This window comes from Mesorhizobium sp. 113-3-3 (assembly GCF_016756495.1).
In the GTDB taxonomy this organism is placed as follows: Bacteria; Pseudomonadota; Alphaproteobacteria; order Rhizobiales; family Rhizobiaceae; genus Mesorhizobium.
The window spans coordinates 131,509-157,335 of sequence record NZ_AP023244.1; the positions used below are offsets into that span (position 1 = coordinate 131,509).

The 25,827-nt window shown below is 63.6% G+C and carries 19 protein-coding genes and 2 pseudogenes; 14 read left to right on the top strand and 7 right to left on the bottom strand.

Features of this window, described 5'->3' with window-relative positions; genetic code table 11:
- Nucleotides 1–5 precede the first annotated feature (5 nt).
- Together JG746_RS34765 and JG746_RS34770 are read left to right on the top strand one after the other, a co-directional pair.
- The gene (locus JG746_RS34765) at nt 6–1,199 is read left to right on the top strand and encodes an amino acid ABC transporter permease (RefSeq protein WP_244731039.1); all 1,194 of its coding nucleotides are present in this window, start codon (nt 6–8) and stop codon (nt 1,197–1,199) included.
- Complete coding sequence (locus JG746_RS34770) at nt 1,196–2,278, top strand: amino acid ABC transporter permease (protein ID WP_199202298.1); 1,083 nt, start codon at nt 1,196–1,198, stop codon at nt 2,276–2,278. Before JG746_RS34765 ends, JG746_RS34770 begins: the two co-directional genes overlap by 4 nt.
- Nucleotides 2,279–2,624: 346 nt before the next feature.
- Here JG746_RS34770 and JG746_RS34775 read toward each other — a convergent pair whose 3' ends face one another.
- Nucleotides 2,625–3,659 carry a sensor domain-containing diguanylate cyclase gene (locus tag JG746_RS34775; RefSeq protein ID WP_199202299.1) on the bottom strand — a complete coding sequence of 345 codons (1,035 nt, stop codon included), beginning with the start codon at nt 3,657–3,659 and terminating at the stop codon, nt 2,625–2,627.
- Nucleotides 3,660–3,701: 42 nt separating this feature from the next.
- On the bottom strand, nt 3,702–4,064 hold the full coding sequence (locus JG746_RS34780) for a hypothetical protein (RefSeq protein WP_199202300.1): 363 nt from the start codon (nt 4,062–4,064) through the stop codon (nt 3,702–3,704).
- A 453-nt stretch (nt 4,065–4,517) separates the two neighbouring features.
- Here JG746_RS34780 and JG746_RS34785 point away from each other — a divergent pair, with 453 nt between their 5' ends.
- The 8 genes from JG746_RS34785 to JG746_RS34820 all read left to right on the top strand — a co-directional run bounded on the left by JG746_RS34785 (nt 4,518) and on the right by JG746_RS34820 (nt 13,421).
- A complete protein-coding gene (locus JG746_RS34785; protein WP_199202301.1) occupies nt 4,518–5,957 on the top strand; it encodes an NAD(P)-binding domain-containing protein in 1,440 nt (479 codons plus the stop codon).
- Nucleotides 5,958–5,978: 21 nt separating this feature from the next.
- Nucleotides 5,979–7,154 carry an acyl-CoA dehydrogenase family protein gene (locus JG746_RS34790; protein WP_199202302.1) on the top strand — a complete coding sequence of 392 codons (1,176 nt, stop codon included), beginning with the start codon at nt 5,979–5,981 and terminating at the stop codon, nt 7,152–7,154.
- A 12-nt stretch (nt 7,155–7,166) separates the two neighbouring features.
- Entirely contained in the window at nt 7,167–8,522 is a 1,356-nt protein-coding gene (locus tag JG746_RS34795) for an LLM class flavin-dependent oxidoreductase (RefSeq protein ID WP_199202303.1), read from the top strand.
- A gap of 7 nt (nt 8,523–8,529) precedes the next feature.
- Nucleotides 8,530–8,871 (top strand): DUF3088 domain-containing protein, encoded by a 342-nt coding sequence (locus JG746_RS34800; protein ID WP_199202346.1) that lies wholly within the window; start codon nt 8,530–8,532, stop codon nt 8,869–8,871.
- A gap of 4 nt (nt 8,872–8,875) precedes the next feature.
- Nucleotides 8,876–10,057 carry an acyl-CoA dehydrogenase family protein gene (locus tag JG746_RS34805; RefSeq protein ID WP_199202347.1) on the top strand — a complete coding sequence of 394 codons (1,182 nt, stop codon included), beginning with the start codon at nt 8,876–8,878 and terminating at the stop codon, nt 10,055–10,057.
- Entirely contained in the window at nt 10,054–11,409 is a 1,356-nt protein-coding gene (locus JG746_RS34810) for an LLM class flavin-dependent oxidoreductase (RefSeq protein ID WP_199202304.1), read from the top strand. The genes JG746_RS34805 and JG746_RS34810 overlap by 4 nt, the downstream gene beginning before the upstream one ends.
- Nucleotides 11,410–11,479: 70 nt before the next feature.
- The gene (locus tag JG746_RS34815; protein ID WP_199202305.1) at nt 11,480–12,556 is read left to right on the top strand and encodes an LLM class flavin-dependent oxidoreductase; all 1,077 of its coding nucleotides are present in this window, start codon (nt 11,480–11,482) and stop codon (nt 12,554–12,556) included.
- Between the two features lie 4 nt (nt 12,557–12,560).
- Nucleotides 12,561–13,421, top strand: coding sequence for an NADPH-dependent oxidoreductase (locus JG746_RS34820; RefSeq protein WP_199202306.1), 861 nt, complete (start codon nt 12,561–12,563; stop codon nt 13,419–13,421).
- Nucleotides 13,422–13,450: 29 nt separating this feature from the next.
- Here the strand turns inward: JG746_RS34820 and gcvA are convergent, their stop codons facing one another.
- Nucleotides 13,451–14,461 carry a transcriptional regulator GcvA gene (gene gcvA, locus JG746_RS34825; RefSeq protein ID WP_199202348.1) on the bottom strand — a complete coding sequence of 337 codons (1,011 nt, stop codon included), beginning with the start codon at nt 14,459–14,461 and terminating at the stop codon, nt 13,451–13,453.
- A gap of 342 nt (nt 14,462–14,803) precedes the next feature.
- Here gcvA and JG746_RS34830 point away from each other — a divergent pair.
- Both JG746_RS34830 and JG746_RS34835 read left to right on the top strand, forming a co-directional pair.
- Nucleotides 14,804–16,398 (top strand): annotated as a pseudogene (locus JG746_RS34830) (ABC transporter substrate-binding protein).
- A 96-nt stretch (nt 16,399–16,494) separates the two neighbouring features.
- A complete protein-coding gene (locus JG746_RS34835) occupies nt 16,495–18,090 on the top strand; it encodes an ABC transporter substrate-binding protein (RefSeq protein ID WP_199202307.1) in 1,596 nt (531 codons plus the stop codon).
- A gap of 82 nt (nt 18,091–18,172) precedes the next feature.
- On the opposite strand, the gene JG746_RS34840 is transcribed toward JG746_RS34835, so the two are convergent.
- Nucleotides 18,173–19,606, bottom strand: a complete 1,434-nt coding sequence (locus JG746_RS34840) for an FAD/NAD(P)-binding protein (protein ID WP_199202349.1) — start codon at nt 19,604–19,606, stop codon at nt 18,173–18,175.
- Between the two features lie 184 nt (nt 19,607–19,790).
- Between JG746_RS34840 and JG746_RS34845 the strand changes: the two genes are divergently transcribed.
- On the top strand, nt 19,791–21,149 hold the full coding sequence (locus JG746_RS34845) for an LLM class flavin-dependent oxidoreductase (protein WP_199202308.1): 1,359 nt from the start codon (nt 19,791–19,793) through the stop codon (nt 21,147–21,149).
- Nucleotides 21,146–22,237 carry a rhodanese-like domain-containing protein gene (locus JG746_RS34850; RefSeq protein ID WP_199202309.1) on the top strand — a complete coding sequence of 364 codons (1,092 nt, stop codon included), beginning with the start codon at nt 21,146–21,148 and terminating at the stop codon, nt 22,235–22,237. Before JG746_RS34845 ends, JG746_RS34850 begins: the two co-directional genes overlap by 4 nt.
- A gap of 35 nt (nt 22,238–22,272) precedes the next feature.
- Here JG746_RS34850 and JG746_RS34855 read toward each other — a convergent pair whose 3' ends face one another.
- The 3 genes and pseudogenes from JG746_RS34855 to JG746_RS34865 form a co-directional block, all read right to left on the bottom strand.
- Nucleotides 22,273–23,535: an FAD-dependent oxidoreductase gene (locus JG746_RS34855; protein WP_199202310.1), complete on the bottom strand. Its 1,263-nt coding sequence runs from the start codon at nt 23,533–23,535 to the stop codon at nt 22,273–22,275.
- Nucleotides 23,536–23,543: 8 nt separating this feature from the next.
- Nucleotides 23,544–24,765, bottom strand: a pseudogene (locus JG746_RS34860) (acyl-CoA dehydrogenase family protein).
- A 15-nt stretch (nt 24,766–24,780) separates the two neighbouring features.
- Nucleotides 24,781–25,818, bottom strand: a complete 1,038-nt coding sequence (locus JG746_RS34865) for an ABC transporter substrate-binding protein (protein ID WP_199202311.1) — start codon at nt 25,816–25,818, stop codon at nt 24,781–24,783.
- Nucleotides 25,819–25,827: the final 9 nt, after the last annotated feature.

Genomic DNA, 25,827 nt, shown 5'->3' on the forward strand with positions numbered 1-25,827 from the left:
ATCCCATGTCATTGACTGACGATACCATGCCGGGTCCAGACGGACCCGGCATCTTGCGGAAGATGTCGCTGTGGTGGGGCGACTGGCCGATGACGCAGATCGCCGTGATTGCGGCGGTCACAGCCCTGTTCTGGCTGCTCGGCCACAACACAGTCGAGACCATGGCGCGTATCGGCATCACGCCAGGGTTCGAATTCCTCAGCCGGCCGGCGAATTTCGAGATCGGCGAAGCGCCGATCGCCTTCAAGGCGGGCGATCCCTACGCGCGTGCCATTCTGGCCGGTCTTCTGAACACACTGAGGGCGGCCGCACTTGGCTGCGTACTGGCAACGATCCTCGGCGTCATTCTCGGGGTTGCCCGCCTCTCCGGCAATCTGTTGCTTGCAGGGCTGGTGCGCTGGTACGTCGAGATCATTCGCAACACGCCGCTCTTGCTTCAGCTGTTCTTCTGGATTTCGCTGGCAAAATCGTTTCCGTCGCCACGGCAGGCACTCTCGGCCTTCGACAGCTTTTTCCTCACTAACCGTGGCGTTTTCGTTCCTGGGCTCGGCTTCCACAATGTGTCTGCGTCGACGATCTGGCTGCTTGGTAGCCTGGCCATTGCCTATCTGGCTTTCCTTGTATGGGCGCGACGCAAGGACAGCTTGTCCGGTGGGCGGCTGGTGCTGGCAACTGCAATACTGCTGTGTGGCATTGTGCTTGCCTTTCCGCTGACCGGCGCCAGCGCGAGCTGGGAGATACCGGCGCTGGCCGGTTTCAACATCCGTGGCGGCTACAATCTGACACCGGAATTTGCGGCCCTGCTGACCGGTCTGGTGGTGAAATTCTCGGCGGCCATTGCGGAGATCGTGCGGGCCGGCATCCAGTCGGTTGACCGCGGCCAATGGGAGGCGTCGAGGGCGCTCGGTCTGCACGGTGGCCAGATCATGCGCCTCATCGTGCTGCCGCAGGCGCTGCGTGTCATCACGCCGCTGACGACGTCCAGCTATCTCGACCTGATTAAGGATTCCAGCCTTGCCGTCGCCATCGGCTACCCCGACCTTGTCAGCATCGTCAACACCACAGCCAACACGACCGGTCAGTCGCTGGAAGCGCTGACGCTGCTGATCGCCATCTACCTAGCCATCAACCTGTCAGTCTCGGCGGCTATGAATGTCTACAACAAGCGTGTCGCTCTCAGGGGAACTGTGCGGTCATGAGCATTTCCGATACTCTCGAGGCACCAACATGGCGATCGTCGGCGACGCTGCAGACGTTGAAGATCGGGCTTTTCAGCACACCGCTCAACACGGTCATCACGGTGGTCACGGTGGCGTTGCTTGGCTGGATCGTACCGCCGCTGCTGCGCTGGGGCATCCTCGACGCAACATGGGCGGGAACGTCGGCCGACTGCGCTGCGGCGTCCGGCGCGTGCTGGGCGTTCGTCGGGGCAAAATTCCGCTTCATCCTGTTCGCCTTTTACCCACCGGGGCTGCAATGGCGTCCACTGATTGTCATGGTGCTGTTGCTGGGGTCGCTCGTCATCACCGCGCAACCCCGATTCTGGCGCAAGGGATTGCTCGTCGCCTGGATTGTCGTGATCGCCGCTAGCTGGATCCTGATGTCCGGCACGCTTATCCCTCCAACCGTCCCATCGAACCAGTGGGGTGGACTGGCGGTGACGCTGTTCGTGTGGTCGGTCTGTTTCGGCCTTGCGACCCCGCTGGCGATCCTGCTGGCGCTGGCGCGGCGCTCCAGAATGGGTGGCCTGCGCACGCTTGCGATTGCCTTCATCGAACTGATGCGTGGCACACCGATGGTGGCCATCCTCTATGTGGCGATGCTCATCCTGCCAATGGCCATTCCCAATGGCCAACTGATCGACAAGAATGTCAGGGCGATGATCATGATCACGCTGTTCTGGTCAGCCTATGTCGCCGAAGTCATTCGCGCCGGCCTCCAGGCGATCCCGGCGGGCCAGCACGAAGCCGCGACGGCGCTTGGCCTCGGCTACTGGCGGACAATGCAGCTCATTGTCCGGCCACAGGCGCTGCGCCTGGTCATTCCCGGCATGGTCAATCTGGCAATCGGCTTCCTGCTGGCGACATCGCTGCTCGCCGTCATTGGCATTTTCGATCTGCTCAATGCGGCCCGATCGTCGGCGACCGATCCGCGGTGGCTCGGTTACTACGACGAGGCCTATCTGTTCGCCGCGCTGATCTATTTCGTGCTGTCCTTCGGCGGCTCGCGTTACAGCCTGTGGCTGGAGAAATATCTGCGCCGTTCGGAACGCCATTAGATCGGAAGCGAAAAACCTAACAGCCGCCGGCATAGACCAAAACAGCTGGGCTGGTGGCAATACCCATTTGACCAGCGATGACGCTACCCCACGACCGATGTTCTTGCGTGCGGAAAGTTAAGCCGGGTTCGCGGCTACAAAGGGAAACTCCTTTCCAAGCGCAAGAAAAAAGAGAGCAAAATTGTTATCAATAATGATTGCAAAAAGGCTAGCTTAATCGAGCCGGCACATGTCGTGGGCCGGCCGAAGTCTGGTCTGCCGGGCGTAACCATGCCTTGTGGTCAAGACGAACCAGAATCGGGACCTTCTGGCTGAGTCGGTGCACGAGGCTGTAGCGGTCCTTTGATCAGACCGCGTCGGGACGTTCCGATGCGAGGAGAAGTGCAACTTCGACGCGGTTTCGGCCGTTGTGCTTGGCCTTGTAAAGGGCGGTGTCGGCGGCGAGAAGCAGGCCTTCCGGCATCCTAATCGTCCCGCCCGATCGTGACAGTGCGGTCGCTGAACCAATGCTGACGGTGACGCGTCCGCCGCCTTCCGGGTTGTCGTCATGAGGCAGGCCGAGGTTTTCGATTGCGAGCCTCAACCGTTCCGCTATTTCAAGTGCTTCCTTGCCATCGGTATTAGGCAAGATGACGGCGAGTTCTTCCCCGCCATATCGCAACGCCATATCTCCAGGACGATGAAGCACGTCTCTTATAGCGGCAGCGACGGCACGAAGACAATCATCGCCAACCTGATGGCCATATTTGTCGTTAAAGCCTTTGAACCGATCGATATCGATCAACAGCAGGGACATCTGTCCAGCGCTGTGAACGGTGCGTCGCCATTCCCTATCCAAGGTCTCGTCGAAGGCTCGACGGTTGCCCAGACCGGTCAGCCCGTCCGTCATCGCAAGCGAGCGGAGTTGTTCTTCGAGCCGTTTGCGTTCCGTTATATCTCTCATGATCAGGACGAAGTCGCCTGGAACGCCAGTTAGCGGATCCCGGACGATGCGCGCCTTGCTCTCCACCCAGATAGTTTTGCCATCCTTCCGCCGGATCTCGATCGCAAGCGGCTCGCCTTCATCTGCTCCGGCAAGCAAAAGCGCGGCTGCCGCAGCGATGTTTTGAAGATGCTCCGGCGGTACGAACGCCTCCGGACCATGCCCCACCATTTCCTCCGGCAGCCAACCCAGAAGTCGGGTGCATGACGGTGAGACGTAGCGTGCCTTCGTGTCCGGCCCGAGTTGCATGATGACGTCGCCGCTGTTTTCGGCGAGCATCCGGAAATTCGTTTCCTCCGGAAGACTGTCCGAACGGGTAGCCAGGCCGGCCGGCGATTGCCCGGACGCGGTGCGACCAAAAGCCTTGCGAATAAGCTGTGACGCGGATGGCAGGCGCATATTTGTCTCCAATGAAAGAACACAAGGGGCTTTTTCTTGGGTTCAGTTGTGGTTTGACGGGCATTGGCGCCACTTGCGGGTATCGGTTGCGATGTCCTTGGCAGCCACGGCCTTTCCGAGATAGGCCCACTGCCGCAGGAGGCCATCAGCGGGGCCGATCATCAGGCCTTCGAGAAGAGCCATACATTCATTCGGGAGGCTGGAACCTTGGAGGGGATGCAACAAGCCGTTGCTGTCCACGCCCAGAACGGAACACCTGACGTCCGGCAACAATTTCCCGATCCGGCGGCAAAGACGGTCCGTCGTCGCTTCGAGCGTTTCGCCTATGGCGATCATTTCGAGAATATTGTTCTGGAGGTGCAGCACGTTGACCCGCCAATCCGCGTTCCAATATCCTGCAGGCATTCGATTGGAATCCCTCTGAGGAGACGCAGCGTCGTGATGATAATGTCAGGTAATTCTTTATAAGTGTTGGACGAACCCCGTCTCCGCAGGAGGATCCGCGTTGAGACGGTGTATCCCCCTTGAGGCCAGCCAATGCCTCGGCGTTTGTGAAAACGATGAAGTTCATGGCAGCGCTGTGCCACAAGCGATGGGGCGACTGCGCTTTGGCGAAGGGACAGAGTGTTCGCGTGCGTCCGTCACACGCCTTGAGCGCCAATGTCTTGTATATCTGAGCCGAACAGGCATATCGGTCAGCTAGGTAAGCCGGACCGCTAACATATTGATTTTCTGTACGAAAGGTTGCCCCTCCGGGATGCAAGTGAAAAAAAGTAGCGGGCAAGCAAAGCAGACATTTCTGGACTGTTAGTCGACCGGGGCGGAGTTTGATGACACTCGACTCCAGCTGGAACCCAAATGGCTTCACCGTCCGATCCAGATCACGACGCCCGCGAAACCCTTCGACTGATCGGTGCCGATCCGCAAAACTGGGTGCCGGATCGGGAGGGCATAGACCACAATGTCTTCATCGTCGGTGGCGGGCAGACGGGCGCGACCTTCGCCTTCGCGCTGAGGCGTGCCGGCATCGGCAAGGTCGCGGTCGTCGACGCGGCGCCGGATGAGACCAAGGCCGGTATCTGGCTTACCCATGCGCGGATGAACCGGCTGCGAACGCCAAAGGGCCTGCCGGGGCCGGAACTCGGCCTGCCAGGCTTGAGCTTCCAGTCCTGGTATGAAGCACGCCATGGTGCCGAAGCCTATGCCGGCTTCGATCGCATCGCGCGGACGGATTGGGCGCGTTACCTGAAATGGTATCGCGACTTTCTCGGCATCGGCATTCGCTATGGCACGCGTCTCGTGCGTATCGAGCCGGCGGGCGGACATTTTCGGCTCCACCTCGAAGCCGGCGGCGCCCCATCGGTCGAAACGGCGCGCAAGCTCATTCTGGCCAATGGATTTGGCGGCAGCGGCGGTGCAGCCATTCCTGCGGTGCTGGCCGCTCTGCCTCAGGGCTTTGTCGCGCACAGTTCGGCAGCAATCGATTTTGCCTCGCTCAAGGACAAGGCGGTCGCCGTCGTCGGATCGGCCGCTTCGGCATTCGATGGGGCCGCGACGGCACTCGAAGCTGGGGCAAAATCGGTGCGTTTGTTCGCCCGCCGCAACAGCATTGCCAGCGTGCCGATCAACCGCGTGCGCGGCTATCCCGGAGCCTATGACAATTATCCGCGCCTTCCCGATGCTGTACGCTGGCGTCAGGCACTGCGGTTTCGCGATGCCGGTTCAACGCCACCGCCCGATGCGGTGGCACGGGTGGTGCAGCACAAGAATTTCCACCTGCATCTCGGCGCCCCCTGGACACATGCGGAGGTCGAAGACGGCAAGGTCGTCACCGATATCGCCGGCGAGACATTTGTCTTTGACTTCGTCATTGCCGGCACCGGCTACTTCGCCGACCCGACCCGCAAGCCTGAGTTTGCCGATTTCGCCGCCTCGATCCGGCTGTGGCGTGACCAATACGCGCCGCCGGAAGGCGAACTGGACGAATTTTTCGGCGCCCATCCCTATCTCGGCCTCGGCCATGAGTTCCTCGAGAAAGCGCCGGGGGAGGCGCCGTTCCTGAGGAATATCCATGTCTTCAATCCCGGCGGCTTCGTCAGTTTCGGTCTGCCGATCGGCGATGTGCCGTCGATCAGGCGCGACGTGCCGGCCGTTGTTGCCCGCATCAGCCGTGATCTCTTCCTTGCGGATCTCGACAGCCACGAGAACCGCATCACCGGCAGCCATCCGGCCGAGTTCGGCGAGGAGGCCTATGCCTCTGCCGTTTGGCGGCCGGCGCAGACCATCGCGGCGGAATAGATATTCCATGGACAAACGCCGATGACCTTCAGCCCTGACCTCTCCGACCCTTTCGTCGCCACGGCGGTCGACCTGCGCGACATCTTCGATCGGGATGCGGTGGCGCGCGACAAGGCCGGTGGACGGCCGCTCGAACAGATCCGGCTGCTGAAGGAAAGCGGCCTGCCATCGGCGCAGATTCCCAAGCGCTATGGCGGCAAGGGCGCTTCCTGGCTGTCGGTGCTTCGCGTCGTGCGCGAATTCGCCCGCACCGACGGCTCGCTCGCCCATCTCTACGGCTATCATCATCTGCCGCTCAACGGCGTTCTGTTTCGCGGCACGCAGGCGCAGAAAGACCGGTTGCTGACACGCTCGGCCCGCGAGAACTGGGTCTGGGGCAATTCCGGCAACGCCATGTCGAAGACGTCAACGGCCAGGCGCAACGGTACGGGCTGGATCCTGAGCGGCTTCAGGCCGTTCTCCTCCGGTTCCCACATCGCCGACTATATCCAGGTCGCCTGGGAGGACGGCCAGGACCGGTTAGCGGCAGCGATCCCGGCGGATCGCGAAGGCATCGTCATCGAGGATGACTGGGATGGTGTCGGCCAGCGGCAGACCGGCAGCGGCAAGGTCACGTTCAAGGACGTGCATGTCGGCGATGACGAACTGATCGGCTCGCCCGCCGTGCCGTTGACGCCGTTCCAGACGCTGACGTCGCTGTTCCAGCAGGCGGTGCTGCTCAATTTGTTTGTCGGCAGTGCGCAGGGAGCGCTGAGCGAGGGCCGCGACTATACGGTCTCGCAATCGCGGCCCTGGGTCTATTCCGGCTATGAAAAGCATACCGACGATCCGTTCGTGCAGCGCAAATATGGCGACCTCTATATCCGAACGCTGGCCGCGGCCGAACTCGCCGATATAGCGGCGCGCAGCCTCGACGCCGCGTACAGCCAAGGCGAGGCCTTGACCCTGGAGCAGCGCGGGCAGACGGCGATCGACCTTGCCACCGCCAATGTCTATGCCGGGCAGATCGGCCTCGATGCGTCGAGCGAGGTTTTTGAGGTGATGGGCGCCCGCTCGGCCACCAAGGCTAATGGCTATGACAGGTTCTGGCGCAACGTGCGCACGCACACGCTGCACAATCCGGCCGAATACAAGAAACGCACCATCGGCACCTGGTTGCTGACCGGGGAATTCCCGGTCGGCGGATTGTACCGCTGAGGAGGCGCGGAAATGGCCAGGCGCAAGGACAAGCTCAAGCTTGGAGCGTTTCTGCTCTTCACCGGTCACCATGTGGCGGCCTGGCGCCATCCGGCGGCGGGCGAGGGGACCAGGCTCGGCGACTACGTCGAACTGGCGAGGCTGGCGGAAGCGGCCAAATTCGACGCGATTTTCTTTGCCGATGGCGTGGCGGCGCGGCTGAGCAATCTCGAGGCCGCCAGCCGCAAGGCGCATAGCGGCGTCTATCCGTTCGAGCCGATCACGCTGCTGTCGGCGCTGTCGGCGGTGACCACCAACATCGGCCTGATCGCCACCGCTTCGACCAGCTATTCCGATCCCTACAATCTCGCCCGCCAGTTTGCATCGCTCGACCATCTGAGCGGCGGGCGCGCAGGCTGGAACCTGGTTACCTCTTCCGATACGGACGCGGCATTCAATTTCGGCCACGACACGCATATCCAGCACGGCCACCGCTACGATCGCGCCGAGGAATTCGCCGATGTCGTGTTGGGCCTGTGGGACAGCTGGGAGGATGACGCCTTCCCGCGCGACAGGGAGAGCGGGCGCTATTTCGACAAGGACAAGCTGCATGTGCTGAACCACAAGGGCCAGCACTTCAAGGTGCGCGGTCCGCTGAACACGCCGCGCACGCCGCAAGGCCATCCGGTCGTCGTCCAGGCCGGCGCGTCCGGCCCGGGCAAGGAGCTGGCGGCGCGCACGGCGGAAGCGATCTTTGCGGCGCAGATCACGCTCAACGAAGCCACCGCCTTCTATGCCGACGTCAAGGGCAGGCTCGGCAAATACGGCCGCTCGCAGGATGATCTGAAAATCCTGCCCGGCATCTTTCCGGTCGTCGGCCGCACCGAAGCCGAGGCGCAGGAAAAGTTCGAACAGCTGCAGGACCTCATCCAGCCGGAAGTCGGCCTCGGTTTGGTGTCGGCGCTGGCCGGCGGCTTCGATCTTAGTTCCTATCCGCTCGACGGGCCGGTGCCTGACCTGCCGGAGACCAATGCCGGCAAGAGCCGGCAGGCGCTGGTGATCGATCTGGCACGGCGCGAGGATCTGACGATCCGGCAGCTCTATCTGCGCATCGCCGGTGCCCGCGGCCACTGGCAGGTGGTCGGCACGCCGCAACAGATCGCCGACACCATGGAAGAGCGGTTCCAGAACTACGGGGCCGACGGCTTCAACATCATGGCGCCGATCATGCCCGGTGGCTTGAAGGATTTCATCGAGCTTGTGGTGCCGGAACTGCGCCGCCGTGGCCTGTTCCGTCAGGAGTATGAGGGCAGCACCTTGCGCGACAATCTCGGCCTGAAGCGGCCGGCAAACCGGTTTTCGCGGCATGCCGCTGCGGCTGCGGAATAGATCGACCATGGCGCGCGACAAGCTCTTTCTCATCCAGCCGGGTTTCTCCGATCCAAAACATCCGGGCCGGACCTTCGTCTGTCCTTTTTGCAACCAGGTCGAAGGGCTGCTCGCTGCCTTTCCCGATCTCGCCGCCAGACTGGATGTCGAACGCGTCCCGTTTGCAAGGCCGAGGGGCAAGGTGATCGATGCGCTCGGCGAGCGGCACCAGTCGCTGCCGGTGCTGATCATCGGCAGCGATCCGCCGGCCGATCTGCCGACGGCCAAGGGCAAGGCCTTCGCCGATAACACCAGGCGCATTCTTGCGCTGCTGGCCGAGCGCCACGGCTTCCCGCATCTGCATGGGTGACACGATGACCTTCGATCCCGACACCTCCAATCCATGGATCGCCAAGGCGGTCGAGCTGCGCGACATCTTTGCCCGCGATGCGGTCGAGCGCGACCAGCTTGGCGGCAGGCCCGTCGAACAGATCCGTCTGCTCAAGGAAAGCGGCCTGCTCACCATCGTCATCCCCAAGGAATTGGGCGGCGCCGGCGAACCTTATTCGACGGCGCTGAAGATCGGCCGCGAGTTCGCCAAGGTCGATGGCTCGATCGGCCATATCTACGGCTACCATTTCAGCGCGCTGATCGCCGCCAGGCTCAATTCGGACGAACCGCGCTCGGCCGATCTGCTGCGGCGCTCGGCCGCCGGCGACTGGTTCTGGGGCAACACCGGCAACAGTTTTTCCAAGACGCTGTTCGGCCGCAAGGATGGCGAGTGGACGATCGTCAACGGCTTCAAACCCTTTGCCTCCGGCTCGCATGTCGCCGACTATCTATCGACCTCGTGGGAAGACGAGGTCAGCGGCGAGAGGAAGTTCGCGGCCATCCCCGCGGACCGTGACGGCATCACCATTCTCGACGACTGGGACGGCATCGGCCAGACGCAGACCGGCAGCGGCAAGGTCGCCTACAAGGACGTCAGGATCCATGACAGCGAACTGGTGCGCGGCTGGGTCGATGCGTCACTGCCGATCCGCACCCTCGGACCGCTGCAGCAGCAAAGCGTGCTGCTCAATGTCTTCGTCGGCACCGCCCAAGGCGCGCTGCTGGCGGCGCGCGATTATACGCTCAACAGTTCGCGGCCGTGGATGTATTCCGGCGTCGAGCGCCATATCGACGATCCCTGGATTAAGCGGCAGTATGGCGAGCTCTGGGTCAAGACGCGGGCAGCGACAGTTCTGGCCGATCGCGCGGCGGCGGCGATCGATCATGCGATCGCGCGCGGCAAGGCGTTGACCGAGCAAGAGCGCGGCGAAGCGGCGGTTGCCGTCGCTGCCGCCAATGTGCTGGCCGGCAATGTCGCGCTCGAAGTCACCACCGAAATCTTCGAGGTGATGGGCGCGCGCTCTGCGGTGCGCAAATACGGCTTCGACCGCTTCTGGCGCAATGCGCGCATTCACACGCTGCACAACCCGGCCGAATACAAGACCCGCACCGTCGGCACCTGGTATCTGACCGGCGCCTATCCCGAGCCCGGCGTCTTTCGATGAGTGGCCGGCAGCTCCATCTCAACGTCAACATCCTGCATGCCGGCTTCTCGCCGGCGGCATGGCGGATGGACGGCGTCGACCCGTACGCTGCCTTCACCGTGGAACACTATGTGCAGGTGGCGAAGATCGCCGAGCGCGCCAAACTCGACGCCGTGTTCCTTGCCGACCAGGCGGCAATCTCGGATCGCATCGACTATCGGCCGATCACATCGCTGGAGCCGACCATCGTGCTAGCGACGGTAGCCGCCGCGACCGAGCGCATCGGCCTGATCGCCACAGCATCGACCAGCTTCAACGAGCCGTACAACATTGCCCGTCGTTTCGCGACGCTCGACCATGTCAGCGGTGGGCGCATCGGCTGGAACATCGTCACCACGGCCGATCCCGCCTCGGCCCGCAATTTCGGCCTCACCGGTGCGATCGATCATGGCCGGCGCTACGAGCGGGCGGCGGAATTCACCGAAATCGTCAAGGCATTGTGGGACAGCTGGGAGGACGATGCCTTCGTCGGCGACGTCGCCAGCGGGCGCTTCGTCGATGCCGCCAAGGTTCACCCCATCGAGCACAAGGGCACGCATTTTTCGGTGCATGGGCCGCACAACGTGCCGCGTTCGCCGCAAGGCCACCCGGTGGTTGTCCAGGCCGGTGGATCGGATGACGGCAAGGAGCTCGCCACCCGCCACGCCGAAGCCGTGTTTTCCGCATCGCAATCCTTCGAGGAGGCGCTCGGTTATGCGCGGGAATTGAAGGCGCGAGCCGTCGCCTATGGCAGGAGCGGCGGCGTGCCGCTCAACCTCGCCGGCCTGGCCACCATCATCGGCGGCACCGAGGCGGAAGCGGAGCGGCGGCAGGAAGAGCTGTGGGACCGCATCCCGCTCGACTACAGCCTGACGCGACTGTCCGGCGTGCTTGGCATCGATCGTGAGCGGCTGAAGCTCGACGAGAAATTGCCTGACGTCATCCCGCTGCCGCCCAATGGCGGCCACACCTTCTTCAAGGCCACGCTGGCGCTCGCCCGCAGCAACGATTTCACCGTGCGGCAATTGATCCGGGCGCTGAACGGCAGCACCGGCCACCGCACCATTGTCGGCACGCCGGAGCAGATCGCCGACGATATCGAAAAATGGTTTCTTGCCGGCGCCGCCGACGGCTTCAACCTGATGCCGGACGTTCTGCCGACGGGACTCGAAGTCTTTGTCGATACGGTGGTGCCGATCCTACGCAGGCGGGGGCTGTTCCGTAGCGAATATGAGGGGCGCACATTGCGCGATCATCTCGGGCTCGCCCGACCCGAAAGCCGTTTCGCAATACGGCCGCGCAAGGCACCAGGGCTGCTCGGGTCAACCCATTGAATGATCATCAAAAGACAACGGGGCGGAAGGTCCTGCCATTGACCTCCATGCCCGGCCAAAGGCTCCGATAATGAGCGCTGATACCGAATTTCTTTGGTACATCCCGAACCAGGTCGATCCCGGTCACCGCGGCGAGCCGGCCGTCGAGAACCACAACAGCCTGGAGACGCTGACCAGCCACGCGAAGGCGCTTGAGGAACACGGCTGGAAGGGTGCGCTGATCGGTACCGGCTGGGGTCGGCCCGACACGTTTACCGTCGCCGCCTCGCTCGCCGCGCGGACCACTTCCTTCGAGCCGCTCATCGCGATCCGCCCCGGTTACTGGCGGCCGGCGCACTTCGCATCCGCCGTAGCCACGCTCGACCAACTGACCGCCGGTCGCGTGCGTATCAACATCGTGTCGGGCAAGGACAATCTCGCTGCCTATGGCGACAGCGAAGGCGACCAGAACCATCGCTATGCCCGCACCAGAGAGTTCATGCGGCTGGTTCGCAGGCTTTGGACCGAAGAGAACGTGACCTTCGCCGGTGAGCACTTCCAGGTCACCGGGTCTACCGTCATGCCCCGCATCCCTGTCCGTGGCGATCGTCGCCATCCCAAGCTCTACTTCGGCGGCGCGTCGGAAGCGGCCGAGCTTGTGTCGGCCAGCGAGGCGGATGTCCAGCTCTTCTGGGGCGAGCCGCTCGACGGCGTCCGGGAGCGGATCGAGCGGCTCAAAGCCTTGAGCAAGGAACTCGACCGAAACCTCCCGCCTCTGGAATTCGGGTTGCGAGTCACCACGCTGGTCCGCGACACTGCTGGGCAGGCCTGGGCGGACGCCGAGGCGAAGGTCGAGGAGATGGCCAAGGGCCAGGGCGCCGGCTGGAACGATCACGGTCGGGCGGTAGCTGTGGGCCAGCAGCGTCTGCTCGATCTGCACGCGCGCGGCGAGGTGCTGGACGACAACCTCTATACTGCGCCGGGCAAATATGGCGGCGGCGGCGCCGGCACCACCTGGCTGGTCGGCTCGGCCGCCGACGTCGCCCGCTCGCTTAGCAAATACCGGGATCTGGGCATCACGCATTTCGTACTCTCGGACACGCCTTATCTTTCCGAGATCAAGCGGCAAGGCGATCAGTTGCTTCCACTTTTGCGCAATGGGGTCTAAGCCGATGTCACAGCCGGCCGCCTTCAGCATCCGCCCTTCCGACGCCGACCTGCGTGGTGAAGCGGCGCTACGGCGGCGTTATCGAGCGCCGCAAAGCGCGCATACAGGAAACTGGATCGAAGCCCTCGAGGCGATCCTTTCGCATCGCTCGGTCCGCAACTATCTCGCCAGGCCTCTGCCCGAAGGGACGCTCGAACTGATCGTAGCGGCCGCTCAGTCGGCGCCGACCTCGTCCAATCTCCAGGCGTGGAGCGTCATCGCCGTCGAGGATCCGGCGCGCAAGGTGCGGCTTGCCGAACTGGCGGCGATCAATCGCCATATCGAGCAGGCGCCGCTGCTGCTGGTCTGGCTGGCCGACCTGTCGCGGCTGCGCGCCATTGCCGAGGCAAACGGCCGGGCGGGCGAGGGGCTCGACTATCAGGAGAGTTTTCTGCTGGCCGTGATCGACGCCGCACTTGCCGCGCAGAATGCCGTGGTGGCGATCGATGCGCTCGGGCTCGGCTCCTGCTACATCGGCGCCATGCGCAACCATCCGCAGGAGGTGGCGCGCGAGCTTAGCCTGCCGCCGGAAACCGTGGCGGTGTTCGGGCTGACCGTCGGCTATCCCGATCTCCTGGCTGCGACCGACATCAAGCCCAGGCTGCCACAAGCCGTGGTGCTGCATCGCGAGCGCTATCAGTCGGACCTCGATCCAGACGATCTTGCAGCCTACAACCAGACGCTTCGTACATTCCAGCAGGAGCAGGCGATGCCCGTGATGGACTGGACCGAGTTGATCTCGAACCGCATCGGCAGCACAGCAGCGCTGAAAGGCCGTGATCGCCTGGGCGATGCGCTCAAGGGGATGGGCTTCAAGCTGAAATAGCCGAGCCTCGCTTGTCTGCGAGACCGAGGCTATTCGGCGGCGACAATGGCAATGCGCGCCGGCAGCGCCGCCGGCGGCGTGAAGTCGAGCGCGCCAAGGCGCCGCGCCTCGGCTTTCAGCCAGTCGTGGAAGCGCTCGACCGTCGCGAGCTTGGCCTTGTGCGGTGTCGTTGCGAAATAATAGGAAAACTCGACCGGCTGCGGTGAGCCAAACGGACTGACCAGCCGCCCGGTGGCAAGGTCGGGCTCGGCCAGCCGGAATTTGCCGAGACCGATGCCTTTGCCGGCAGCAGCGGCGTCGAGCACCAGGGACGACTGGCTGAGCCGTATGCCGCCCTCGACAAGACGGCCAGACAGGCCGTTGGATCTCAGCCAGCCCTTCCAGTCCGGGCAGCTTGGATCGCGTTCCGGTCCGTCCTCATGCAGGATCGGCGCGTCCCGCAGCCCTTCCGGTCCGCGGTAGAGGCCGTGCGTGCGGGCAAATTCCGGACTGCAGACAGGCAGAACCGCTTCCGAAAACAGCCGTTCGGCAACGAGGCCGCTATAGGCGCCTGAACCGTAGCGGATGACGCAGTCCACGTCTTCGCCGGCAAAGTCGGCAAGCCTGGTCGATGCATCGACCAGCACTTCGAGGCCGGGTACCGCATCGCGCAGTGCGTCGAGACGCGGTATCAGCCATTTGCTGGCGAAGGAGGGCGCCACCGACACCTTGATCGGTGCATCCTCCTCGTCGCCGGAAATCCGCGCGACCGACTCGACGACGACGTCGAAAGCCTCGGTGAGGCCGGGCATCAGCGTCTGACCGGCCGAGGTCAGCAGAAGCTCGCCGCGGTTTCGCTGGAACAGCGCCTGACCGAGGTGATCCTCGAGCAGGCGGATCTGCTGGCCGATGGCGGCAGGCGTCACATGGAGTTCTTCGGCCGCCCGCGTAAAGCTCAGGTGCCGGGCGGTTGCGACAAAAGCGCGGAGCGACGTCAGCGGCGGAAGTCTCGCCAGCGTCGGTCGCAGCTTCCTCGGTTTTGCGCGAATGAGATCGACCATGGAGCGCATTCAACACGTTCAGGCCAGGCGCGACGAGGGCGGCCTTTGCGCCAAAGCGCCCGGCGGAAAATTTCGCTTGCCGCAACGTCGCGCCAGCGGGAACGGAAATCTAAAAAATTGCAATGTCTACTGTTCTTGTAGAAATAAGATCGGAGCGCTGATTTGGGCGCCGATCAGCTTCGCCGGATCCTGGAATGAAACGGTCGTGCGAAGCGGCGCTTTCGGCAGACGATAGAAAATCATTCTTCCGGTTTTGCGGCGCGGCAGGGATCATCGCGTCGAGGCGCCGGAGTGCGTTCGGCCGCCGGATGCCATCGAAGCCGTTTTCCGGAGCTCAAGACCATGTCTGTCAATCGTCGTCATTTCAACCAGCTCTTGCTGCTCGGCGGTGCGTGCTTCGCATTGCCCGGTTTTTCCTTTGCCGCGGAAGGCACACCCGTTCAGGGCGGCACGCTCAACTGGGCCTTCTATCCCGATCCTACATCCCTGATCGCCATCAACACCTCGTCGGGCACCGGCCAGGCGATCGGCCCCAAGGTCAACGAAGGCTTGCTGGACTTCGACTATGACCTCAGCCCAAAACCGCTGCTGGCGACGGAGTGGTCAATCAGCGACGACGGCCTGCGCTACACCTTCAAGCTGCGCAAGGGCGTCAAATGGCACGATGGCAAGGATTTCACCTCGCAAGACGTTGCCTTCACCATCCTCCGGCTGAAGGAGGCGCATCCGCGCGGCCGCATCACCTACCAGAACGTGACGGCGGTCGAGACGCCCGATCCGCACACCGCCATCATCGTGCTTTCAAAGCCGGCGCCCTATCTGATCACGGCGCTGAGCAGTTCGGAATCGCCGATCGTGCCGAAGCATGTCTACGAAACGTTCAAGCCGGCGGAACAGCCCAAGCTGGAACAGACGATCGGGACCGGCCCCTTCGTTCTCAAGGAATGGGTGCCCGGCAGCCATCTGATCTTCGATCGCAACCCGGACTATTGGGATGCGCCAAGGCCTTATCTCGACCGCGTGGTGCTGCACGTCATCCTCGACCCGGCCGCGCGCTCGGCGGCGCTTGAAACCGGGGAGATCGATATCGGCGCCAATCCCGTGCCGCTGGCCGATATCGAGCGGCTGAAGGCAACCCTGCTCTGGTCGTCGACACAAACACCTACGCCTATTCCGGCCCGCAGCAGCAACTGTTCTTCAACTACGAAAACGAAATCCTGACCAAGCGTGACGTGCGCCTGGCCATTGCGCACGCCATCGACCTGCAGAAGCTGGTCGACGTCGCACTCTATGGTTACGCGCAGGTTTCGCCGAGCCCGATCAGCACCGCTCTGCCCAAATGGTACGACCCGAGCATCAAGGCGCGCGAGCCCGACCCCAAACTGGCGGAGAAACTGCTCGACGATGCCGGTTACCCGCGCGGCGCCGACGGCAAGCGTTTCAAGTTGCGGCTCGCCTACAACGCGTTCCTGCCGGCGTCTTATGCCGACTTCATCAAGCAGTCGCTGGCGGCCGTCGGCATCGATGCCGAGATCCTGAAGCTCGATCTATCGACATTCCTGAAGACCGTCTACACCGATCGCGCCTGGGATCTCGTCGTGGAATCGCTGTCCAACACCTTCGATCCGACGCTCGGCGTCCAGCGCGCCTACTGGTCGAAGAACTTCAAGATCGGCCTCGTCTTCTCCAATGCCAGTCACTATGCGAACCCCGAGGTCGACCAGATCCTCGAAGCGGCAGCGATCGAGCCCGACGAGACCAAGCGGCGCGAGCTCTGGTACAAATTCCAGCACATCATCCATGACGACGTGGTGTCGGTCGATCTCGTCGCCGCCGGCGCGCAGATCGTTGCCAACAAGAAGGTCCGGGATTTCGCGCCCGGCGCTCAAGGGATCAACAACAGCTTCGCGCAGATCTGGCTCGCGCCAAACGCATAAGCGTTCTGCAAGTCCCTCCGATTGGGATCGGCGCGTGAAACCGCCGATCCAACTTCATCCATGAAAGAGAAATCGCGCAAACGCGGAGTAGCGACCATGACCATCAACCGACGCGTGTTCAATCAGTTCCTGCTGCTGGCCGGCGCGAGCACCGCGCTTCCGGCCGGGGCCTTTGCCGAAGACGCAAAGCCGGTGGCCGGCGGCACGCTCAACTTCGTCTACTATCCCGAACCCAATCAGATCGTTTCCATCAACACCAGCGCCGGCGGACCGGCGACCATCGGCCCGAAGATATTCGACGGCCTGCTCGCCTATGACTACAACCTCAATCCAAGGCCGCAACTGGCTACCGAATGGTCGATCAGCGACGACGGGCTCGAATATGTCTTCAAGCTGCGCCAGGGGGTGAAGTTCAGCGACGGCCACGACCTGACATCGCAGGACGTGGCTTTTTCGATCTCGCGGCTGCGCGAAGCGCATCCGCGCGGGCGCATCACCTTCCAGAACGTCACCGACATCGACACGTCGGATCCGCATGTGGTGAAGATCAAACTGTCGAAGCCGTCCGCCGCGCTGATCTCGGGGCTGGCGGCGACGGAATCGCCGGTCGTGCCCAAGCACATCTATGAGAAGCTGAAGCCGGCGGACGATCCGTCCTTCGAGCAGATCATCGGCAGCGGACCGTTCGTGCTCAAGGAATGGGTCAAGGGCAGCCACATCATCGTCGAGAAGAATCCGACCTATTGGAATGCGCCCAAACCCTATCTCGACCGGATCATCTTCCGCTTCATCACCGATCCCGGCGCGCGCGCCGCGGCACTTGAGACCGGCGAGGTCGACATCGGGCCCAACCCGGTGGCCTTCGCCGATCTGGAGCGGTTCAAGGCGCTGCCGCAATTCGTCGTCGACAGCACGGTCTTCGCCTATAGCGGCCCGCTGCACCAGCTGATCATCAACCTCGAAAACCCGATCCTGAAGGAGAAGAAAGTCCGTCAGGCAATCGCGCATGCGATCGATCTCGATGCGATCAATGCCATCGTGTTTTACGGCTATGGCCAGGTGTCGCCGACGCCGATCAGCGTCGTCAACAAGAAGTATTTCGATCCCGACGTGAAAGCCGCGACCGTCGATACGGCGCTGTCGGAGAAACTCCTCGACGAAGCCGGCTTCAAGCGCGGCGCGGACGGCATCCGCTTCAAGCTCAGGCTCACCAACAACCCCTATAACCCATGGGGCTATGCCGACTTCCTCAAACAGGCACTGGCCAAGATCGGTATCGACGCCGAGATCCAGAAATTCGACTTCGGCACCTATGTCAAAACCATCTACACCGACCGCACCTGGGACCTGTCGACGGAATCCTGCGGCAACATTTTTGACCCCAGCGCCGGCGCGCAACGGCTCTACTGGTCGAAGAACATCAAGATCGGACTGCCGTTCTCAAACGGCGCACACTACCAAAACCCCGAGGTCGACCAACTGCTGGAGGCCGCTTCCGTGGAGCTCGACGAGGCCAAGCGCAAGCAGCTGTTCTTCAGGTTCCAGGAGATCATCGCCGACGAGCTGCCGATCATCAATCTGATCGCGCCGCCGACCATCATCATCGCCCGCAAAACCGTCAAGAATTATGCGCCGGGCGCCGAAGGCCTGTCGGCCAATTTCGCTGACGCCTATATCGATCCGAACGCCTGAACCCTGCGGGTGATCAAGAAGAAAAAAGGGCCGCATTCCGATGCGGCCCTTTTTCGTTTCTGTCGTTTGTGGGAGTGCCGTCTCAGGCTAGGGCACGCAGCCTTGGGCTGGCGCCGACCAGAAGGCCGGCCAGGGCGATGGCTTGCGCCAGCTGTTCGCCGATGGAGCTCGATTCCCAGGCGACGCCGCGCAGCGGATGGCCGATGGCAAACAGATTGCCATGGGTTTTGCCGTCGCGGGAAATCACCCGACCGTCATGCGTGGCGTCGATGCCGAAGCCGGTCGCATGCGGCCTGACGATGCCGTTCTCGAGCACGCTGCGGACAAACGGGTCCGCGATCCGCCGCCAGTCATGCTCCTGATGGCCGCGGCAATTGACGACACCGTCGAAATGCAATCGTTCGACTGCACCGCTATCGCGCCAGCGGATCTCGGCGGCGATGCCGCCGGCTTCCGGATGCAGCGCCAGCACCCGTCCGGCTCCGCCCGTCCAGCGACCCTGGCTTTGCGCCAGTGCTACGCGCTCAAAGCTCGGCGGCGCCGCCCGATGCGCGGTGACGTCCCAGAAGGCGCGCAGATGGCGTGCGAATTTCAGGCGTTCTTTGTCGGTGGCGCCTTGCCACAATGCCAGGATCCACGGCCGGATCGTCAGCGGCAGCCCTTGCCAGTCGAGCCCGGTGGCCTCGATCGCCCGGCGTTCCCCCTTCACCAGAGCAAGAAGCGCCCTGGTGGTTTTAGGCAGCGCCCGCCCGGCGAGGAAATCGCGCCACGCTTCCGTGTTGCGCCGAGGCTCGACAATCTGTCCCCGCCGCGACACGACGCGATAGCTGCCTTTGAAGCCCCGCGCTTCCAAGCTGGCGACGACGTCGACCATGCTCAGGCTGGAGCCGATCAGCAGCAATTCCTTGCTGCCGGCGAGCCGGTCGAGCGCCGCCGGATTCCAGGGATTTGCGACATAGCGGGGATCGCTGACGATAGGTGCTTCCGTGGCGGACGGCTCGCTCTGAAAAACCCCCGTCGCCAGCACGGCCTCGTCCGCCAGCAATTGCTGGCCGTCGCTGGTACCGACGCAGACGCCTGACGGGCCGGTCAGCATGTCGACGGCGGATGCCTTGATGTGGTGCAGCGAAGAACGCGGGTCCGCTTCTCGAACCGCTCTCGTCAGCTCGGACTGGACATAGCTGCCGAACAGCCAGCGCGGCGGGCTGGAGTCCGGGACATCTTCGGGCGGCGTCCAGCCGTGCTGCGGCCCATTCGCCACGAGCCAGCGGACGAGGTGATCGGGGTCGTCCGGATGCAGCGAGAAGATGCGCGCCGCGCCGTTGACGAGGTGTTGCGGATCGACGGTGCTGTAGGCGACGCCGCGACCAAGCTCCGCCCGGCGCTCGACGATGGCGATCGCCAACGGCTCGGTCGAACGGTCGAGCAGCTTGATCGCGGTAACCGCGCCGGCAAAGCCGCCGCCAATGATAATGATTGAACGAGGGGTCGAACGCGGGGAGGGGGTATGAAGCATCAAGGACCTTTGCGACGCCGGCGGTGCGTGGCTCTAGCCCATCGCCCCGGTACTGGTCATCGTGCTTTCCCGTACCGCGATGTCAAAAAACAATAATTGCCAGCCGGCGAAAGGCATTCTTTCGCGCAGCGGAGTTCCCAAGCGCTAGATAGGAAGCCCTTCGCGACGAACCCGAGAGCCGCCGATGACTGAAGACCGAAAGATAAGGCTTGGCGCCTTTGTCCGCGGACCCGGCCATCATGTCGCCGCCTGGCGCCATCCCGATGTGCCCACCAATCCGGGCCTGAGCTTTCAGCACTATGCCCACGCCGCGCGTACCGCCGAGCGCGGTCTCTTCGACATGGTCTTCCTCGCCGACAGCCTCAGCGCGCGCAATGGCGAGCAGCCGATCGAGACGTTCGAGCGCACCGGCCATGTCGTGCATTTCGAGCCGCTGACGCTGTTGTCGGCGCTCTCGACCATCACGCAGAGGATCGGGCTGGTCGCCACGGCGTCGACCACCTATTGGGAGCCTTTCCATCTGGCGCGGCTGTTTGCCTCGATCGACCATCTGAGTGGCGGTAGGACAGGCTGGAATGTCGTCACCTCGGCCGATGCGCCGGCGGCGGCGAATTTCAGCCGCGACCAGCACCCCGTTCACGCCGACCGTTACGACCGCGCGGAGGAGTTCGTCGCCGTGGCGCAGAAGCTGTGGGACAGCTGGGACGACGATGCTTTTGTCGCCGACAAGGCTTCGGGGATCGCCATCGACCGGCACGGCATTCATGCCCCGAGCCATGTCGGCCGGCATTTCCGCGTCAAGGGACCGCTCAATGTCGCTCGCCCGCCGCAGGGCCATCCCGTCATCGTCCAGGCCGGTTCATCCGATGCCGGCCAGCACCTGGCGGCGCGCACCGCGGAGGTGGTTTTCACCGCCCATCCGACCATCGAATCGGCACGCGGTTTTTACAGCGAGCTGAAGGGCCGGCTGGGCGCCTTCGGCCGCTCCGCCGACAGCTTGAAGATCATGCCCGGTGTCTTCCCGGTCGTCGCGCCGACGCGCGCGGAAGCCGAGGACAAGTTCGACGCGATCCAGCGGCTGGTCGATCCGGTGGTTGGCGTGGCGCTGGTTTCCGGATTGCTCGGCGGCGTCGATCTTTCGGGCCACCCACCCGACGGACCGCTGCCGGAACTCGGCAGTTCCGATGCGGTGAAGAGCCGCCTGAAAGTCGTTTCCGAATTGGCTGCGAGCCGGAACCTGACCATCCGGCAATTGTACCTCGCCGTTGCCGGCGCACGCGGCCATTTCCAGATCGTCGGCACGCCAAAGGATGTCGCCGACATGATGGAAGAGTGGTTCACCGGCGGCGTGGCGGACGGCTTCAACGTCATGCCGCCGATCCTGCCGACCGGCCTCACCGATTTCGTCGACCTCGTCATTCCGGAACTGCAGCGGCGGCACCTGTTCCGGACCGCCTATGAAGGCGGCACGTTGCGCGAGAATCTCGGCCTTGCGCGTCCGGACCGTGGCGCTGCCGAACACCAGGAGAGGAAAGCATCATGAGCGACAGTGCGATCGATTCGAAGATTTTTCGCCAATGGCTGGCGGATGGCGAGGAACTGGCGGTGCTGGACATCCGCGACAGCGCGACCGTCGGATACGCATCGCCGCTGTTCGCCACCAATCTGCCCGCGGCTCAGGTCGAAGCGGAGATCGACCGCTTCATACCGCGCAAAGCGGTGCGCACCGTGCTGGCCGATGATGGCAGCGGCGTTGCCGAGCAACTTGTCGAACGGCTGACTGAGCGCGGCCGCAGCCAGTTGTTCGCGCTGGCGGGTGGAATTCCGGAATGGACGAAAGGCGGTGTGGAAGGCTTGCCGACCTTCGACACGCCCGGCGTCGATTTTTCGCTGGCGATCCGCGACGAGAAGGGGACGCCGGTCATTACCGCTGAAGAACTCGTGGCGCTCAGGCGTCAGGGCGCCGATGCGGTCGTCCTCGACAGCCGGACGGTGGCGGAATTCGACAAGGATCATGTGCCGGGCGCCATCAGCTTGCCGGGCGCAGAGCTGGTTCTTCGCTTCGCCGACCTGGTGCCGTCGCCGGAGACGCAGGTGGTCGTCTCCTGCGCCGGCCTGCCGCGCGCCATCATCGGCGCGCAGACGCTGATCGACGCCGGCGTGCCCAACAGGGTCGCCTATCTGCATGACGGCACCAAGGCGTGGCGCGAGGCCGGTCTTGCGCTCGAAACCGGCGGGACCGCTGCCTATGGCCCGGCCAGCGAGGACGCCAAGCGGTTCGCGGAGGAGCACATCGCAAAACTTGCCGAAGGCGACAGCTTTCCGCGCATCGATGCGGCGACGGCCGCAGCCTGGGCGAAGGACGAAAAGCGGACGACCTATCTGCTCGACGTGCGCACGCCGGAGGAATTCGCCCAAGCGCATATTCCGGGTTCGATCGCGTCGGAGGGCGGGCAGTTGCTCGGCGTCGCCTACCGCACCATCGCCGTGCGCGGCGCCCGTGTCGTGCTGATCGACGATCTGCTCGGCGTCCGCGCGACGACGACGGCGCACTGGCTGCAGCGCCGCGGCTTCGAGATCGCCATCCTCCTGCATGACTTCCAGTCGTCCAGTCTGGTGGAAGCGGCGTAGAGGCAGGAGAACTGTCAGACGATTTTAGGGAGCCGCTATTCGGCGGCTTCCTTTTGGCGGCGGCGGCCCGAGAGCACATTCTTCTGCATCGCCGTCAGCGAAGATCGTACCGCATCGGCGCCGTGCTCCAGCATCTTCGCTTCATAGGTCGACAAGGCTTCGAGCAGCGGTTTGCCCCCGCGTTTGGCGGCCACCAGTTCCGGCACCAGCAGCCCGGCGTCATAGATTGCGGTGTTGCCGCCGAGCGCGCGGAAATAGGTCATGGCATGGATGGCGTCGCCAAGCAGTGTCACCCGTTTCGTCGGCCATGGCTCGACAGGCTCCGAGCTGTGGACGTGAAGCAGGGCGACCGTCGACGGATCTGTGTAGCGGATGAGATTGAGGATCTCCGGATGCCAGTGGCCGATCTTGGACAGCAGCAGGTCGAGCAACTCTGAGCCGGAGAGCTTTGCCAGCACGTCATCCGTGGCCAGCTCGTCCTTCTCGTATGCGGTGTTCCACCAGACATAGCTGGTGGTGTTGTTGAAATGGAAACCGGCAATGTCCTTGTGGGTGTCGTCGTCCAGCCCGATCAGCCCATATTTGCGATAGGCCTCGACATTGACCCGGTGGCTGGTGATCATCAGCCCGTGACCTTCCGTCGGCCTGATGCCGGCATTGTAGTCGAGCAGCAGCGGCGAGATCTGGTGAAGGGCTGCCGCGTGCAGCGTCATCTTGCCGGCGAGGCGCCGCACACCTGTGTCGAAGCTTCGCGCATGCGGCACCAACTGTTGGCGCACGCGCGAGCGGGCGCCGTCGGCACCGACCAGAACATCGGCATCAATTGTCGAGCCGTCCTCGAAATGCGCCGTAACCGAGCCGTCCGGCTGCTCCTCATAGCGTGAAAAGACCTTGCCGTAGTGCACGACGCCGTCGAGGCCGGACAGCAGCACCTGACGCAGCGTGATGCGGCTCACCGACTTTTCGATATGCGTGTCATCGGCCTCGCCCTGCGCATTGCCGCCGCCCCAGGCATCCTCGCCCAAGGTCTCGAAATTCTCGTCGAGCAGGATGTTGCGGTCCGGCGCCTGGCCGAGCGTGGCGACAAAAGCCGCGTAGAGGTCCGGCGGCAGATTGGCGATCAGCGAATCGATGCCGCGCTGGCGGATGCGCAGCCGGAAACCCTGGACATAGTCGGTGCGGGCGCGATCCTTCTCGAAAACCGCGACGCTGATGCCGTTCTTCTTCAGGCCCTGTGCCAATGTCAGGCCGCCAGGACCTGCGCCTATGATGGCGATTTCGACATGGTCGGATACCATGACGTTGCTCACCCGACCGCCGCGAACCTGGGTCTGACGACGGCAACAGCCGGCTTCTCGGACACTTGGCCGGCAGCCTGGCGGCTGAGCGCCGCCTTGGCGGCGATGGTGCGGATCATGTGGTTCTGCGGCGCGTGCGAGCGCGCGGTCAGCGCATCGCGGTGTGTGACGCTCGAGCTGGAAATCCCTGTTGAGGCCGGGATTGCCGGCAAGCTCCAGCGCCAGCGAGGTGACGGCAACGGCATTGTCGATGACGACGTGCCGGACCGTCATCCCGTCGGTGCCGACCGGCCGGCCGGCATCGACATCTTCGGCAAGCGAACGCAACAGCCGCGTGCTGATCGCAAGCCTGACCTCGATCTCCCCCAGCCCCGCCTGGATGTGCGGCACGGTCGACAGCGGCGCGCCGAGGCTCGCCGGCGCATGCGTGGTGACGAAGGAGACCAGGCGGTCGCGGGCAGCGCGGGCCGCACCGTGGTAGACGGCGCCGATCAGCGAAAAGAAGAACGCTGTCGAACCCTCTTCACGTCGCAGCGGTTCGGACGCCGGCTGCGCCTCGGTGATGTCTTCGATAGGCACCGCGACGTTGTCGAGAATGACATCGTCGCTGGCGGTGGCCCGCATGCCGGCGGCGTTCCATGTCTTTTCGACGCGCAATCCCGGCGCATTGGTCGGCACGAGGAAGGAGGCGAGGCGCGGTTGCGGCTCGTCGGTGAGCGCCAGCAAGTTCAGCCATTTCAGGATGGGAATGCCGGTGACGTAGTTCTTGTGGCCGGATATCCGCCAGACATTGCCGTCGCGCCGGGCAATGGTTTCGGGCGGCTTGCCATGGGCGGGCGAGCCGATCCGCGGCTCGGCCTGCGCGGCGTTGATCAGGGCAGGTCCGAGACGGCCGGCCTCGACAATCCGCTGCACCAGATGGCGCGGCCATTTTCCGGATTTCCGCAGCGCATACTGGCTGTTGTAGTGCATGGCCAAGACAAGCGCGGTCGACGGTTCGCCACGGCCGATCTCGGCGATCACCGCCTGGGCTTCCGTCAGCCCGCCGCCAAAACCGCCATGCTCGCGCGCTGTGACGAGACCAAGCAGCCCGGCCTGGTGAAGCCGGTCAAAATTGGCGAAGGGGAATTCCCCGGTCGCGTCGTAGTGCGCCGCGGTCAGCGCGAAGTCGTCGGCAAGGCTCGCCACCGTGTCGAGGAGTTGCGGAAACTCGGGGATCGTCGAGGTCATGAAGCTGGCTTTCACTCAGGCGGCGGCGCGGATGTTCACCAGATCGAGCGGCCGGCGATCGACCCATTCCTCGACGTCGAAATCGCTGGCGAGAACACCCCAGTCACGCAGGAAATCCTTGTAGTGGGAAACCGCCGCGACGAGCTCAGGCTGCAGTCCGAGGCCGAGGTGTTTGTGGACATCCGGGCCATTGGCGGCCAGCACCTGTTCTTCGGTGGCACCGGATTCGCGGGCGACGAAGCGGCGCGTCTCGTCTGGATGCGCCTCGGCCCAGGCGCTGGCGCGCAGGATCGTCTCGATCAGTCGCGCGACCAGATCGGGGCGCTCTTCGGCCAGCAAATTGTCGACGGTCAAAACGCGCGGCGAACCCGAATTGATGCGGATGTTCGGGTCGGGGTGGAAGCCGAATTCGGCGACCTGGATGGCGGCGATCAGATTGGCGACATTGATGCCGGCCGTACCTTTGACATAGATGGCGTCGACCTCGCCGCGGATCAGGGCGGCTACCTCCTCGCCATAGGCCTGCTTGCGCTTGAGGCCGAACAGCGATGGCCCTTCCTGGCTGTCGAGCACGCTGTCGGCCAGCGCGATGTCCACGATCTCGACCTCGGCATGGCTGAGCCCTTCGAGCGAGAGCGCCGAGACCAGTCCCTTCAGCGCCGTCGCCCGCATGAAGTCGACAATGCCTTCGGGACGCCGGGCGATGCCGAAGCGGCGGCCTTTCAGGTCCTGCGTTGTCCTGATGCCGGTACCGGGCAAGGTGATGATCGCCTGGAACTCGTCGGTCCAGGTGATACCGACGAGACGCGTCTTGCGCCCTTCGGAGCGCGCGCGGATCGGCGGCACGTTGCCGCCGTGGCGGAACGACCAGTCGAGCGTGTGGTTGAAATGGCTCTGGCGGATATCGCGGTTGGGTGAATCGATGATCGACTTCAGTTCGATACCCTCCTTGCGGAAGGTTTCGTCGAGAAGCCCGAGCTGCGCGGCAAGGCCGACAGGCGTCGGCACCGGGCAGCGCGTGTACCAGATTTCGGAGATCGCGGTCGTGGTCATGGTTGCTCC

Bases quoted from the DNA above. Each gene is read 5' to 3' on its own strand.
- gcvA (WP_199202348.1), bottom strand. From the start codon at position 14,461: ATGGTCGATCTCATTCGCGCAAAACCGAGGAAGCTGCGACCGACGCTG.
- JG746_RS34810 (WP_199202304.1), top strand. From the start codon at position 10,054: ATGAGTGGCCGGCAGCTCCATCTCAACGTCAACATCCTGCATGCCGGC.
- JG746_RS34835 (WP_199202307.1), top strand. From the start codon at position 16,495: ATGACCATCAACCGACGCGTGTTCAATCAGTTCCTGCTGCTGGCCGGC.
- JG746_RS34815 (WP_199202305.1), top strand. From the start codon at position 11,480: ATGAGCGCTGATACCGAATTTCTTTGGTACATCCCGAACCAGGTCGAT.
- JG746_RS34820 (WP_199202306.1), top strand. From the start codon at position 12,561: ATGTCACAGCCGGCCGCCTTCAGCATCCGCCCTTCCGACGCCGACCTG.
- JG746_RS34855 (WP_199202310.1), bottom strand. From the start codon at position 23,535: ATGGTATCCGACCATGTCGAAATCGCCATCATAGGCGCAGGTCCTGGC.
- JG746_RS34780 (WP_199202300.1), bottom strand. From the start codon at position 4,064: ATGCCTGCAGGATATTGGAACGCGGATTGGCGGGTCAACGTGCTGCAC.
- JG746_RS34850 (WP_199202309.1), top strand. From the start codon at position 21,146: ATGAGCGACAGTGCGATCGATTCGAAGATTTTTCGCCAATGGCTGGCG.
- JG746_RS34865 (WP_199202311.1), bottom strand. From the start codon at position 25,818: ATGACCACGACCGCGATCTCCGAAATCTGGTACACGCGCTGCCCGGTG.
- JG746_RS34795 (WP_199202303.1), top strand. From the start codon at position 7,167: ATGGCCAGGCGCAAGGACAAGCTCAAGCTTGGAGCGTTTCTGCTCTTC.
- JG746_RS34785 (WP_199202301.1), top strand. From the start codon at position 4,518: ATGGCTTCACCGTCCGATCCAGATCACGACGCCCGCGAAACCCTTCGA.
- JG746_RS34765 (WP_244731039.1), top strand. From the start codon at position 6: ATGTCATTGACTGACGATACCATGCCGGGTCCAGACGGACCCGGCATC.
- JG746_RS34770 (WP_199202298.1), top strand. From the start codon at position 1,196: ATGAGCATTTCCGATACTCTCGAGGCACCAACATGGCGATCGTCGGCG.
- JG746_RS34775 (WP_199202299.1), bottom strand. From the start codon at position 3,659: ATGCGCCTGCCATCCGCGTCACAGCTTATTCGCAAGGCTTTTGGTCGC.
- JG746_RS34805 (WP_199202347.1), top strand. From the start codon at position 8,876: ATGACCTTCGATCCCGACACCTCCAATCCATGGATCGCCAAGGCGGTC.
- JG746_RS34790 (WP_199202302.1), top strand. From the start codon at position 5,979: ATGACCTTCAGCCCTGACCTCTCCGACCCTTTCGTCGCCACGGCGGTC.
- JG746_RS34845 (WP_199202308.1), top strand. From the start codon at position 19,791: ATGACTGAAGACCGAAAGATAAGGCTTGGCGCCTTTGTCCGCGGACCC.
- JG746_RS34840 (WP_199202349.1), bottom strand. From the start codon at position 19,606: ATGCTTCATACCCCCTCCCCGCGTTCGACCCCTCGTTCAATCATTATC.
- JG746_RS34800 (WP_199202346.1), top strand. From the start codon at position 8,530: ATGGCGCGCGACAAGCTCTTTCTCATCCAGCCGGGTTTCTCCGATCCA.